Annotated in this window: 16 protein-coding genes; 8 read left to right on the top strand and 8 right to left on the bottom strand. The window is 59.1% G+C overall.

Annotated features, from left to right (window positions below):
- Window positions 1–30 precede the first annotated feature (30 nt).
- Window positions 31–474: a Fic family protein gene (locus tag ACTHLA_RS13165; RefSeq protein WP_440190017.1), complete on the top strand. Its 444-nt coding sequence runs from the start codon at window positions 31–33 to the stop codon at window positions 472–474.
- A 324-nt stretch (window positions 475–798) separates the two neighbouring features.
- A complete protein-coding gene (locus ACTHLA_RS13160; protein ID WP_440190014.1) occupies window positions 799–1,218 on the top strand; it encodes a single-stranded DNA-binding protein in 420 nt (139 codons plus the stop codon).
- Window positions 1,219–1,277: 59 nt separating this feature from the next.
- On the opposite strand, the gene ACTHLA_RS13155 is transcribed toward ACTHLA_RS13160, so the two are convergent.
- On the bottom strand, window positions 1,278–2,177 hold the full coding sequence (locus tag ACTHLA_RS13155; protein WP_440190011.1) for a GSU2403 family nucleotidyltransferase fold protein: 900 nt from the start codon (window positions 2,175–2,177) through the stop codon (window positions 1,278–1,280).
- Complete coding sequence (locus ACTHLA_RS13150; protein ID WP_440190008.1) at window positions 2,177–3,223, bottom strand: hypothetical protein; 1,047 nt, start codon at window positions 3,221–3,223, stop codon at window positions 2,177–2,179. The genes ACTHLA_RS13155 and ACTHLA_RS13150 overlap by 1 nt, the downstream gene beginning before the upstream one ends.
- Before the next feature lie 307 nt (window positions 3,224–3,530).
- On the opposite strand from ACTHLA_RS13150, the gene ACTHLA_RS13145 reads away from it, so the two are divergent.
- The 4 genes from ACTHLA_RS13145 to ACTHLA_RS13130 all read left to right on the top strand — a co-directional run bounded on the left by ACTHLA_RS13145 (window position 3,531) and on the right by ACTHLA_RS13130 (window position 7,101).
- Window positions 3,531–4,349, top strand: coding sequence for a ParA family protein (locus ACTHLA_RS13145; RefSeq protein WP_440190005.1), 819 nt, complete (start codon window positions 3,531–3,533; stop codon window positions 4,347–4,349).
- A complete protein-coding gene (locus tag ACTHLA_RS13140) occupies window positions 4,346–5,281 on the top strand; it encodes a ParB/RepB/Spo0J family partition protein (protein ID WP_440190002.1) in 936 nt (311 codons plus the stop codon). Before ACTHLA_RS13145 ends, ACTHLA_RS13140 begins: the two co-directional genes overlap by 4 nt.
- A 264-nt stretch (window positions 5,282–5,545) precedes the next feature.
- The gene (locus ACTHLA_RS13135; protein ID WP_440189999.1) at window positions 5,546–6,100 is read left to right on the top strand and encodes a hypothetical protein; all 555 of its coding nucleotides are present in this window, start codon (window positions 5,546–5,548) and stop codon (window positions 6,098–6,100) included.
- Window positions 6,097–7,101 carry a relaxase/mobilization nuclease domain-containing protein gene (locus tag ACTHLA_RS13130; protein WP_440189996.1) on the top strand — a complete coding sequence of 335 codons (1,005 nt, stop codon included), beginning with the start codon at window positions 6,097–6,099 and terminating at the stop codon, window positions 7,099–7,101. The genes ACTHLA_RS13135 and ACTHLA_RS13130 overlap by 4 nt, the downstream gene beginning before the upstream one ends.
- Window positions 7,102–7,378: 277 nt before the next feature.
- Here the strand turns inward: ACTHLA_RS13130 and ACTHLA_RS13125 are convergent, their stop codons facing one another.
- The 4 genes from ACTHLA_RS13125 to ACTHLA_RS13110 form a co-directional block, all read right to left on the bottom strand.
- Window positions 7,379–7,663: a hypothetical protein gene (locus ACTHLA_RS13125; protein WP_440189993.1), complete on the bottom strand. Its 285-nt coding sequence runs from the start codon at window positions 7,661–7,663 to the stop codon at window positions 7,379–7,381.
- 77 nt (window positions 7,664–7,740) lie between these two features.
- The gene (locus tag ACTHLA_RS13120; protein ID WP_440189990.1) at window positions 7,741–8,526 is read right to left on the bottom strand and encodes a type II toxin-antitoxin system HipA family toxin; all 786 of its coding nucleotides are present in this window, start codon (window positions 8,524–8,526) and stop codon (window positions 7,741–7,743) included.
- Window positions 8,519–8,854: a helix-turn-helix domain-containing protein gene (locus tag ACTHLA_RS13115; RefSeq protein ID WP_440189987.1), complete on the bottom strand. Its 336-nt coding sequence runs from the start codon at window positions 8,852–8,854 to the stop codon at window positions 8,519–8,521. The genes ACTHLA_RS13120 and ACTHLA_RS13115 overlap by 8 nt, the downstream gene beginning before the upstream one ends.
- 498 nt (window positions 8,855–9,352) lie before the next feature.
- Window positions 9,353–9,805, bottom strand: a complete 453-nt coding sequence (locus ACTHLA_RS13110) for a MucR family transcriptional regulator (protein WP_440189984.1) — start codon at window positions 9,803–9,805, stop codon at window positions 9,353–9,355.
- 339 nt (window positions 9,806–10,144) lie between these two features.
- Between ACTHLA_RS13110 and ACTHLA_RS13105 the strand changes: the two genes are divergently transcribed.
- Entirely contained in the window at window positions 10,145–10,426 is a 282-nt protein-coding gene (locus ACTHLA_RS13105) for a hypothetical protein (RefSeq protein ID WP_440189981.1), read from the top strand.
- Window positions 10,427–10,461: 35 nt separating this feature from the next.
- Here the strand turns inward: ACTHLA_RS13105 and ACTHLA_RS13100 are convergent, their stop codons facing one another.
- Together ACTHLA_RS13100 and ACTHLA_RS13095 are read right to left on the bottom strand one after the other, a co-directional pair.
- Window positions 10,462–10,653 (bottom strand): hypothetical protein, encoded by a 192-nt coding sequence (locus ACTHLA_RS13100; protein WP_440189978.1) that lies wholly within the window; start codon window positions 10,651–10,653, stop codon window positions 10,462–10,464.
- A gap of 375 nt (window positions 10,654–11,028) precedes the next feature.
- Complete coding sequence (locus ACTHLA_RS13095; RefSeq protein ID WP_440189975.1) at window positions 11,029–11,682, bottom strand: SOS response-associated peptidase; 654 nt, start codon at window positions 11,680–11,682, stop codon at window positions 11,029–11,031.
- A gap of 118 nt (window positions 11,683–11,800) precedes the next feature.
- On the opposite strand from ACTHLA_RS13095, the gene ACTHLA_RS13090 reads away from it, so the two are divergent.
- The gene (locus ACTHLA_RS13090) at window positions 11,801–12,403 is read left to right on the top strand and encodes a cation transporter (protein WP_440189972.1); all 603 of its coding nucleotides are present in this window, start codon (window positions 11,801–11,803) and stop codon (window positions 12,401–12,403) included.
- Window positions 12,404–12,734 lie beyond the last annotated feature (331 nt).

Below are 12,734 nucleotides of genomic sequence, written 5' to 3'. Positions count from 1 at the left end.
CGCAAGTTCGCGACGCGCGATAAGCAGGAGGTGGCGGGTTATGCCGAGGTGATGGAGACCGTCTATCACGCCTGGTCGGACACACCTGTCACAGAGAACCATATCAAACAGCTTCATCGCGACCTTCTTCATTATAGCGACAAGGACGAACGCCATCGCGGCGAATATAAGACCGTGCGCAACGACGTCGGTGCGTTTGACGCAGTCGGCAGGATGATCGGGGTGTTATCTCAGACCGCGACGCCTTTCGATACACCCCACCGCATGGCCGAACTGGTGGCGTGGCTGAACGACGCGCGCGAACGTCGTTTGGCCCATCCCCTCTTCATCATCGCCGTGTTCACGACACGCAATATGGTCCGTCAGAGCGGCGCCAGTGCGGATACGCTTGGGTCGACCTTTACAACACTTGTCGCCAAGGGCTTGTTGGCGCGGCGCGGTGGCGGACGCTCGACCTGGTACGGCCTGCCTTGACGCCTCTGGCGGCATGACGCCATTGCTTGATGCGGGCGACGCGTGCCCGACGAAGCACGACTTTGGCCGCAGCCATCGTCGCAGGGTTGTTCCGTCCCCAAATCTGACCCCAGTGACCTAAGCCTTCGGGCGCAGATCACCGCGATCAATCATGCTTGACGTAGCCCGGCCTGCGTCTCGCCCCAAGGGCTTTGCCCTGCTCCACTCCGTTGCGCCCCTGCGGGTGTGGCGCGCCGCTTCGGCCGGCCAATCACGTCGCATGATCGCGGTGAAGCCGCGGCCCGATGGGGATGGGCCCCAAGGGTAAAGATCATGGAGACTACGATGAACAACACAGTCACTCTCATTGGCCGCCTTGGTGAAAAGCCTGTTTGCCGGACACTCAACGACGGCGCCCGGCTCGCCACCCTCTCACTGGCCACCGACGACGGCTACAAGGGCCGCGATGGCGAATGGGTCAAGCGCACGACCTGGCATCGCATCACCGTCTGGGGCGACAAGCGCGTCGATTATATCGAAAAGAACTACGGGAAGGGCGACCTGATCCAGTTCATGGGCCAACTCCGCTACAGCCAGTCGGAGCGCGATGGGGTCAAGTACCACAACGCCGAACTTACCGGCAGCACCTCGCTCCTCGCCCAAGCCCATCATGATGGGCAGAGCGAACCGAAAGCCGCCGCCAAGTCCAAACGCGCCAAGCGGGACGAACCCCGCACCGACCTGGACGACGAAATCCCGTTCTGATCATGAATATCGTGCCCCTCGGCTTCGGCCGGGGGGCCTTATTGCTGTCTGCCATCCCCTCAGACGTTTAGTTGGCCAAGGAATTCCTCGACGACGGCGTTGATTTCGCGCTGCCGCAATAGCAGGGCTTCACGATACACTTCACCGCTGCCGTTCCCAAGTTCAAACAGCGCGGCCTTGGTCGGACCATCCTTGCGGAAACCTAGGCCATGCTTGTCGTCCGCGAACTTGCGTCTGACGATGGCGAGGGCTTCGGCGACCACCTCAGCATGGCGACCTTGCAGCGCTTCTCTGAACTGAGCGATCGCGCCGGTCATGCCGTCAGCGTTGTTTTCAAGGCAATAAATCAGGTCGTGGGCGTCCTTGCGTTCGCCGCGGCCTTCGAGCGCCAGTGCTTTCAGGCACACGAACCCGACCAGGTTGGCGTGGCGCACCGTGACCGTTGCATTGCCTTCCGCACCCAACAACGGCGCTGAGATTTCGCGAGCGTCGTTCATATCGAAGACGATATCGGCATGCGGAATGTTGAGGGCGGTGATGGCGCCTTCGGTCGGCAGCTCCTGGGGGTGGCCTTCCTTGCGCTTGGGGTCCCATGACAGGAACTCGAGGATGATGGTGTTGCCGTTGTCGGTCAGGACTTGCCAACGCCAGTTGTACGCCTTGCCATCAGACTTGAGCACCCGTGTGAAACCCATCTTGTGTAGGTTGTCTTCTAGGCTCTTGTAGGCTTCAGTATTGGCAAGCACGGCCATGTCGACGACAACGTCAACATCGGAGGTGCCAGCGTGGGCCGGCACCTCGGGCGGGCGGGCTTCGATGATGTAGCGCGGCGCCAGGCCACCGACGAGATAAACCGAGTCCCGCCACGGCCCGAGACCGCTCAGCAGGGTAACAAGGACGCTTTCGCAGTCAGCAGTGATCGTCGGGTCGTGTTCGGCGTGTGTTTGGTGCTTAGCCATCAGTATTTCAGCTTTTGTTCGCGCAGGTGTTCTGCGAGGTCTTTGGATCGTCCCGACCCTTGCAGCAGGTCGAGATAGGTTTGGAGGGGGGAGGCGTACTTGACGCCCTCTTCCTTCCGATGAAAACGTAATTGGTGAACAGCCTGGCTCATGTTGATCATGCCGAAGTTCCAGCCTTCACTCACCGGCCTGGCTTTGATTTGCTCCAGAAAGTGATCGACAAGCTGACCATAGGTGTATCGGCAAACCAGGGTCGAGACCTTGGTCAGATAGGGGGCATAGTGCTGGCCAGCCATCTCACCGGTGATTTCGTAGTCAATCGTGTCATCGGTTAGCTGGCGGACGATGTCTGGAATCTTACCTGGGACGAAGTAGCGTTTCATCTGCGGCGGCCTTTGGGTCAGTTGGTACGCCTTCCATTCGTCGAGCAGGTTTGACGGATTAGTCAGGCGACGCAGCTTGTTCGGCCCGGCGCCAACGGCCTCGACCCAGTCTCGACGCTCCAGTTCGTTCAGCGTTTCCGATACGGTGCCGGTCGATGCGCCACTGCTCTCGGCGATCTGCTTGACACTGAACCATGGCTCGTCCGACAGAGTCTCCCAGATCGCGTGCAGGACCATGGCGCGCTGGCCTTCGAAGACCGTCGTCATGGCCTTGGCCGATGCCCCCTTTTCTGACGGCTTGTCGATCAGCATGTAGGCGGACTTGGCGGGAATGAACAGGCTGCCACCGGATTCAAAATAGGCGGTGCCATCACGGCGCATATCTTCGCGCGCGCCGGGCGAGATGGCATCGGCCATGATCATCGGAATGTACTGTTGCTCACCTGGCTTCCCGAATTGCCGGCCATAGCCGCGCTCGAGGCGCCAGCGAATCTCGCGGACGTCACGGGGGAAGACCTGGCGCTTGACTTCGACCACAAGGACGAGCTGACTGTCGTTGATCGTCATCAGGATCAGAGCATCGGCACTCGTGTCATTCGGCGCCTGGACGTCGAGGATCGTGCCCGGGAGGGTGTCCCAGGTTTTGCGGAAGCTGTCGATCATGCCTTCTTCGTAAGGCGACAAATCCATTCGCTATATTTCCTGCGCAGTGAATATGGCATGCATAGTGAATATTCAGCGAAAAGTCAATATTTACTGTGCGGTGAATATAAGGCTTCAAGCTCTCCTATGGCGCGTTTGACGCCGTAAGCAAGGGAGGGGGCTTTGCGTCTTCAGTCTTGGGCCTTAATCCCGAAGAAGGCGCCATTATATCGCAAAATGTCTCTTTGCCTGTTGCGTTATATATATAACGCGTAGCGCATTAATAAATAAATGATAGGTTGCGTCGTCACAATATTCGAGGCGACGCATGAAAACTCTCGTATTGGCCAATCAAAAGGGCGGGGTCGGTAAAAGCGCCGTGGCCACGCAATTCGCGCTCTACCAGCGCCGACAGGGCCTGACTGTTCTGGTCATCGATCTCGATCACCAGCAGAACACGTCACGTCCCTTACGTTTAAACGAAACAGTCGAGGTGGTTGAATTCACCGCAAGCGACGTCTTCGAGGCGCAGAGGCCACCCCCATTGCCCGACGGCGCGCTGGTTTTAGTCGGCGGCGATGATCGTCTCTCGAGCCTGGAACGGCGTCCTTCAGAGCACAATGCCTTCGCCAACCGTTTCCTTGCTTCCCTCAAGGCTTGGAGCCGGTTCGACGTCTGTATCATAGACACCAATCCCAACCCCGATATTCGATATGCCGCCGCCCTGATTGCGGGCACCCATGTCCTGGCGCCGATTCAACTCAATCAGGAAGCCATCGAAGGCGTCACCGCCCTGTTGGGGCACAACCGCTATGGCATCGGTCTGATCCAATCCACTTTGAATCCCGAGCTTCGGTTCCTTGGTATTTTACCGAACCTAGTTGAACCGACCCCCTTTCAACGGGGCAATTTCCAGGCGCTTGCGAAAAACTACGGCAGCCTGTTGCTTTCACAGCGGTCGGAGAGGGGGAACACCTTCGGTCTGATCCAGAAGCGGACGGCGATCGCCGAAGCCCAGGCCGCCGGCCTGTTTGTCGCCGACCTTCCGAAAACCAGCGCGCGTGACGCCTGGCGGGAAATTCGGCCCGTCTTTGATATGGTGCTGGAGGGGATGGATCTTGCGGTTGCAGGGAGGGTTTCGGCATGAACAGCAGGACCATCGATCTGAGTGCGCTGGATGCCTTTGTTGACCCGGCAGCGGCCCGGGCATCTGGCAAGCCGCTGATGTTGGACATCGATTTGATCCAGGAAGACCCGGACCAACCCCGCAAGGCGTTTGACGACCTGATTGAGTTGGCGGCCAGCATCAGCGTTCACGGCGTGAAGGTGCCGATCTCGATCAGGCCGCACCCGAACATTCCCGGCAACTACATGGTGAAGTTCGGCGCGCGCCGTCGTCGGGCGTCCATTCAGGCGGGTCTGACACAGATTCCGGCGTGGATCGACAACGTCCCCAGCGACTTCGAGCAGGTGATCGAGAATCTGCAACGTAAGGACCTGACGCCCATGGAGCTTGCCCAGTTCATGGAGGACAAGATGGCCTGCGGCATGAAGGTTGGCGAGATCGCGCATAAGCTTGCTGTTCCGCCGTCGACCGTGACGAAACATCTGGCTCTGATCAATCCGCCGGCGGAAATCGAGGCGCTTTACCAGACCGGCCGCACGACCTCGCCGGAAACGATCTATGAGTTGCGGTCGTTGCACAAGCTCCATCCTGATGCGGTCAAAGCCTGGCTGGCCGGAGACGTCGAGGTGACGCGCCGGTCGGTCGAGGACTTGAAGCGAAGGCTCAAGGCCGAAGAGGGGAGGGGCGATGAAGCGGCGAACGCAGCGCCGAAGCGCGGGCGACCGCGGAGAGTCGACGATCCGTCCGAAATCAAGCGCCCTGTCATCGCCGTTCGGGTCGGTGAAAGGCACGGCGTTGTCGTCTTGAACCGGCGCGCAAATGAGGACGAACACGTGCTAGTGAAATGGGACGACACAGCTGAGGTCGACCAGGTGGCCAATCGCGAGGTGGTGTTCCTCCGCCTTGACGATGCCCGGCGCTATGAGCCGATCAATCGGGGCTTGACCGAATGATGGGATACGCAATCCTCATCCCCCGGCAAGCCGAACCCGCGCACATGATGCGGCGCGGCGGCGTGAGCCGCGCACGATTTCATCCTTGCAAGGGTGAATTCGTGCTCGCGAGAAGAGGGGGCGGCAAAGCCCCTTCCTACACAGATGGCAGATTGAGCGATGCCAGTCCTTTTCTCATGAGAAACGAATTGGGTTTGGCTTTAGGTTGGCAGGATAGGCTGATCGCCGAATTTGTCGGACACGGTCCGTTGGTGCTCTCGCATCATGGTTGAAAGGACGAAGATCTCACCGCGATCAAACCGCATCGCCGTCGACCTCAAGGATTTGAAGGAGCCCTGGAACGCTTGGTGTAAGGCGCGCGGTCTCACCCCCAGTGAAGCTGTTCGTCGTGTCCTGGGCGTGGTGCTGAACGGCCAGCCTTCGGAGCTGCCGCCTCATCCTGCGGATTACCCGGTTAAAGGCGAGGACGGGCGGCGCCGCGTCGAGATCCGGGTTTCTCCGGCCGAGCATATGGCCTTGACCGCTGCGTCCGACCGGGAAGGAACAAGCGCGCCACGCTGGCTGACCGCGCTGGTTCGCACCCACCTGACCGGGGAGCAGCATCTGGCGAGAGACGAGGTCGAGGCCCTGGCCAGGTCGAGCCAATTGCTGCTGGCGCTTGGCCGCAATATCAACCAGATCGCCTATAACATGAACCAGCGCGTCGATAAGGACGAACTGACCCTGGCGCAGATCGAATATGTCTCAACCTTTCTGAAGGAGCACACCCAGGCCGTCGCGGTTTTGCTGCACGCCAACAGCAAGCGGTGGCGGCGATGAAACTGCCGAAGATCTATGTCGACGGCTTCCTCGTGGAGTGGGAGGCGGGGGAGTATCAGTCGCAGGTCAAATCGATGCGCCAAGCCTCGAAGACGATCACGCCGTCGGTTCTGGTTCCTGCATCGACATCGGCAAAGGGAAGGCGGGGGAGGACAACTGCCGAGCGCGCCCAGGCGGTTCGCGACCGTTTGGCCAGAACCGTGCGCAAGGTCCCCGAGGTCATGGTCAAGATTACGTCGTCGTGCAGGGGCATGACGCATATCGGGCGCCACATCGACTATATCAGCCGCAAAGGTGAGATCGACCTTGAGGACCAGGACGGGCTTTTTCTCAAGGGCAGGGATCAGTTGAAGGATCTCAAGGAGGACTGGCGTTGGGGTGGGGTTGAGGAAATCAGCGCCGTGAGCGATCGCCGGGATACGTTGAACATCGTGTTTTCGATGCCGGCGCATACGGACGAAGTCAGCATGAAGCGGGCCGTCCGGGCCTTCGCCGCTGCGGAGTTTCAGGAGCATCAGTATGTGTTCGCCTATCACACGCAGGCAACCGACCCTGATCCCAACCCGCCGGCCCATCCGCATGTGCACCTTTCGGTCAAAACCCAATCCCGTTCCGGCCGTCGCCTAAATCCGCGCAAGGCGGATCTGCAGCGTTGGCGGGAGGGCTTCGCGGCGCAGCTACGGGCGCACGGGATAGACGCCAATGCGACGAGCCGACTTGCCCGGCTGAACCGCAAGCCGGGGGTCGATCGCGGCGCCCTGGCGATCGCTTCGCGTAAAGGCTCTCGTGGCGAAGGCGAACCCGGGACGGCAGATAATGGTCGGTTAGAGCGTGCGCGTAAGCTGGAGACAGGCCGCATCAATTACTATCGCACCGTGGTCGATGTCTTGGCGCGGTCGGAAGATCCGGCGGACCGGGGGCTTGCCGCTAAGGTGTCGGAATTTATCTCGCGCTTCGGGCCGAAGCCGGATCGAACTGTCGAAGGGGAGCCCAAGCGGTGATTGTCAGTGAGGGTGGTGATTAAGCCTGTCCAAAGAAGGGGTGGGCGATCCCTTGCGTTAACCATTTGTTAACGAATTCGGCGGCCCGTATTGCAACCGATTGACTCCATTCGGAATCAAAATTGGGTATTCTTCAATTAGGCTATTGCCTTGTTTCGACCCTGGTTTTGGAGTGGAATTGCGGTCTGTGAAACCCCGAAGAGGGCTTTGGGGATCGGTTGTTGTGGCTCTACCGACCAATGTTTCTATACTAATTTTGGTCAGTTAGGCGCCGATTTCAGATCGACGCGCTTAGCAGTTTGCCGACTGTCCATCGCGATGCGGGGCCCTGGATAGGCTGCATGGGTTCGTCGTCGTTTTTCCACGGGCCGCATTCGAATAGCCCGACCTCAGTCTTTATCACCAGCCTCGCGAGCCCGAAGGCCGCGACGGCCACAGCGAAAGACTTGTGATCAGACGTCACGATATCCAAGTTATCTCCGGTGGCAAGCTGATTGCCTGCAATGATCAGCGAGGCCCCAATCTCGACAGCGGGCCTACTCAAATAAGCGGTGTGTTGCATGTTTTGGCTTTTAGCATGTGACCGCGCACTGGCAAGCACTCTGCTCAGCTCTTGGTTCACGGGGTATTACGTCTAGGTTAGAGCGCTAAGGCTCGCTGCAGATCGTCATGCTCGAAGGCGCTGGCCATACGGTTGATTTCGGCGGGGCGTGCCCCGACGGCCTTTGCAGTCTGGCGCCAATTCTTGGTCACTGTTGCAACCTCCTTGATGATCGCCCGAGCCTGGGCCAGCGTCAGCCCGAAATATTCCGACGCCTGTTCGAGGAGATCGAGTGAGCAGGCGCCTTCATCGAGGTCGATGTTTGTCGTCAGCACGCGTGCTTTGAGGTCGGTGGGCACGGGATTGAGATCGTAGGCGGGCGACAACGACCATCCAGTCTTGCCCAGCCATAGGAAGCCGTGGTTGCGCAGGTGATCGTCGACATTGGAGATCAGTACGTTGAAAGCGATACGGCGGTAGAGGGCGTGGGCATCCGTTTTGCCCTGAGCGCCATACTGCGTGATGGCGTCGACAATTTCGGAGTAGCTGCCGCGCTCACCGTCCTTGGCGCCCATCATAGCCATTGCCGACAGGAATGGGATGCGGATCGCGCCCTCTCGGTCAAAGCGGCGCGACAGCATCACCTTCTTGCCGGCAACTTCGAATAGCTCATGCGTTGGCGTGGCTATACCCGCTTGCCTCGCCAGGCGCAGCGCGATTTCCTCCCAGGTTTCCATGCTGTAGTCATCGGTCTCTTTGGGAAACTTGGCGATAGCGAGGTAGCCATGCTGATCGATTACCGACGCCTTGGGGCGCGCGCCGCCAAGCGAGGAACCTGGGGTGAAGATGAGCTGAAGGTCTTCGTGAACTTCGAAATCACGCATCGCGAGACGGCTTCGTCGACCGCTTCAGGTGGACATGCTTAGGCAGGTCTGCGCTGGCTAACGCCTGCCCGACCTTGTCGTTACCGATATCGGCGATCTGGCTCAATCCATCGAGAAGGCCCAGCGCCTGTAGGACCCCTGCATAGATACCGATGCTGACATTGGTGTCGCCAGCCTCGACCTTTTGCAAGGTTGAACGCGATGTGAAGGCGCGCTCGGCCACAACCGCCATCGGCAGTTTACGACGCCGGCGAGCGTCGTGGAGGTCGGCGCCAAGCTTGCGCAGCGCGCGCTTTACGGCGGCTGGAGGGGTGTGTGGTGTTGGCATTTGATATCTTCGTGCTACATATAATCTAATTATGTAGCACGAAGATTACATTTTCTCACGACTGGTAGTGATGCCGGAACAAACCTAACCCTCGCGACGTGGAAGCGTCCCGTGGACCGGAATTACATTCTTCGCTAAGTCCAAACCGATGGTGCAAACGCCAAGCATAGCAATCTCCAATGACATGAGTGACAAACTCACTATGTCACCATTTGGGCTGTCGCGAGCGTCTACGTCATCAAAGCCAGCCAGAGCGATAAGATGGTAATCCCGAAGGTGAGGGCGCTTTGGCTGTGGCTTGGCCGTGGCGTCAAGCCCGAAGACAATGCAAGGCCGATCGGGGGGCGATCGGCCTTGCTGACACCGCATCGCCCGAGGGGGGGGAGGGCGATGCGAATTCCACCTCAACCACAGTCGGCGAACCGCCTCAAGCGCCAAGTCCGCGTCTCACGCAACCGTTATCGTCGTGCGCAATAAGGACCGGAAACTCTTGACGGTTCAAGCGCCAAGCGGGCCTCTCGTTAAGAGTTGGCGGCTTTGCGACCGCGCGGCTTGGCGCCCCCCCTGGCCCAGACCCATTTGCTTTGCCAGGTTGGAGCGCGCTTCAGCATAGGAGGGCGCGACCATCGGATAATCCTTGGGCAGGCCCCACTTGGCGCGGTAGTCTTCCGGGCTCATGCCGTACTTGGTGCGCAGGTGACGTTTCAGAGACTTGAACTTGCGACCGTCTTCCAGGCAGATGATGTAATCGGAACCGACCGATTTCTTGACCGAGACAGCCGGTTGCTGCGGTTCGGCAGGCTTGGCGTCATCGCCATTGGCGAGACCTGCGATCGACTTGTGCACGCTCGAAATCAGAGCTGGCAATTCTAAGGCCGGGATAGAATTCTTGCTGACATAGGCGGCGACAATTTCGACGACCATGTCCCTCAGATTTGCATTTTCTTCCATTACTCACCTGTTCATGAAATGACGTTAAAGAAATTCTGGCCTCGCGCTATAGTCGTTAAATCTAGCCTTTGTCAAATCTTCTTTATCACGCACATTGCTTAGCATCGGGTTGCAAATAGCAACCGAACTGCAAGTTATGATTGTTGATTGTCCCGAATGCTATCGCGTTTTATTAGGGGCGAGGCAGGAGCGTTAGACTTGGTGGCGTCACGCCGCCTTACTCCAGGTGCGAGACCGAAGACTTCGCGACAAGCAGTTTGCGTAGCGAGCGACTTGACCTATCAATGCCTGAGGAGCGACGCGAGGTTCGTGGCTCGACATTCGAGGAGGAGGCGGGTCTTGATCAGGTTTGAGGTCTATGATCACGGAGGCGAATTCCAGCACGGCGAGGACTATGACCTCGTCGTAAAGGCGCTGGATGAGGCGCTGGAGCAACGCGATTCCGGTCGGATCACATGGGCTAAATACCTAAAGGTCTTGAAGACGCTGGCGGCTGATCATCCCGACTTCATCGACGGCCATGCGCTTATACAATCATCAAGCCCTTATCTGGTGGCGACTTATTCTGACGAGCGTAGTGCTTTAGTGAAGATGGCTGCCGTAGAGATCTCATCTGTCTAAGCGATCAGCGATTCCGCTAAACCTTCCGCCGCCGTCTATGGTGTCGTCGTTCCGGCGCTAACATCAAAAACAAGGCGTGCAATATAGTCATCCAGCAGCATTTTACGTCTACCTGACACATGCGTCGGCGCCAGACACCTTAAGGTGTCGATCACTTCAGATCGTTCAGCCCCGCCTCCGATCAGGTCGGCGAAGGCGGCCAATGCGACCGCATGGAGGTCCAACATATCACCTCCTAAGTGGCGCCATGAAACACATCACTTAAAATTGCACATACTTTATATAACCACATAGCTTGCATTCACGTGACTCATGTTTTCATCGTGATGTAGTCTGGCGCGAATGACATTTTGCGTAGAACTGTGGAGGCGTAAGCTGTGGGCTCTGCACGTATATGGTCTTGTCGGCGCCTTGGCGTCCGGCGTGTTCATAGCCTGGCTGGATAGGCGCGCTCGTCAAGTCGCGCCAAATATCGCCGCGCGAGCACGTGCTTCACTGTGAAACGGGCGCGACGGGCAATGGCCTGTACACAAAGCCCGGTTCCAAGCTCGGGGACGTCACGGACAAATTGACCCGACCTCAAAGCTGCTTCGCCACGGACCTCAGTCCTGCTTGACGCCCACGGAGACCGTCTTCAAACACCCGTCCGGCAGCGGCTTTTGCATGAGGAGCGCCTCGGCCTGCGGCAGGGTCAGCCAGGCCTGGACCTCATCAGCCGTGCGCAAGATAACGGGCATGGCCTTGGGATGGACGGCGGCCACCTCGGCATTGGCATCGGTGGTGAGAAACGCATAAAGATCGTCCGTCGTCTCGCCATCCTTCACCTTACGGACGCTGGTCCAGGCGGGCGTCCAGATACCCGCGAAGAAGAACAGCGGACGGTCCTGATCCAGCGCAAACCAGGTATTGGCCTTTGTCCCCGTCGCCTGATCGGGTTCGCAAAATGAGGTCGCCGGGACGGCGCAACGGTTCTCCACCTCCAGCCAGCGCCGCCAGTGGGGTGAGGCGGTATTGCGCACATTAGTGACGCCGCTGTCATAGCTCTTGCCCTGAAGCGCAAATTTCGGCGAGGGCATGCCCCAGCGCACCCGCGCCAGTTCGCGCCCGGCAGGCGTGTTGCGCACGATCGGGCCCCAGCCATTGGCGAAGATGGCGGGGTAGGGGGCGAGATTGTCCATCTCAGGGGTAGCGCGCAGGAAGCGGGTAATGTCCCGGATCGCTTCCTTGTTGCTGCGCATGGAGTATAGATTACACATAGCGTCCTCCCTGCCGTGGAGCATTCCTCATCTCGGCAGCATGCGCAAGGCGGGCGTTGTGCGGCTTTTTGATCCCGCCTTGCTCATAGAGCCAGGGCGCAGGATCAGGGGAGGCTCGATGTCAGACGACGACCAGAAGGCTCATCACGCGTTGCGGACAGCTATTGCGGTCGTCGCGCTCGTCAATCTAACCTATTTCGTTATCGAGTTCATCGTCGCCCGGATGATCGGCTCGGTGTCATTGTTCGCCGACAGCGTCGATTTCTTCGAGGATGCTTCGGTCAATCTCCTGATCGTCGTGGCGCTCGGCTGGCCTGCAAAACTGCGCGCCCGCGTCGGCATGTTGATGGCGGTCATCCTGCTTGCGCCGGCCGGCGCCTTTGTGTGGACCGCCTGGCAAAAGTTCCATTCGTTCGCGCCGCCCGAGCCTCGGGCGCTATCGCTGACCGGCCTTGGCGCGCTTTTCGTTAATCTGAGCTGCGCCTTCGTGCTGGCCCGCTTCCGTCATCACAGGGGCAGCCTGACCAGGGCCGCCTTCCTGTCGGCCCGGAACGACGCCTTCGCCAATATAGCCATCATGGCCGCCGCTGGGATTACCGTCTTATGGCCGAGCGCCTGGCCCGACCTTGTCGTCGGCTTCGCGATCGCCTGGATGAACCTCGACGCCGCCCGCGAAATCTGGGAGGCCGCCCACGAGGAACACCGCTCGGTGCAACCCTAGCTCGCTCCGACCTGGAGGCCTGACCGGCGCTCATGAAGATCCATTGATTTCCACCCCCTTGCGACAGCCTGCCGCCAAAGGCCATGGCGTCGGTGAAGTGGTGGCGCGTAGCGGAGGCCTTGACGAGGTCGGGCCTGGGATTGACCAGCTCTCCGCTATCCCTGTGACGGGATAAAGCGCTGAGACCTTGCCCCTCTCTGGCGGGCGTCTCGTCAAAAAATTTCACCTGAACATATCAGGCGAAGTGTTTGTTCGGGCGCATGAATCCTTCCTCCGTGTCTTCTGATGACGCATGACAGAGGCGGTAAGCGCCATGACGGCATCTTGACGG

The sequence above is a fragment of the Asticcacaulis sp. genome (assembly GCF_051956075.1).
Classification (GTDB): domain Bacteria; phylum Pseudomonadota; class Alphaproteobacteria; order Caulobacterales; family Caulobacteraceae; genus Asticcacaulis.
The sequence above is the reverse complement of the archived record's forward strand: the minus strand, read 5'-3'. Positions and strand labels throughout refer to the sequence as shown.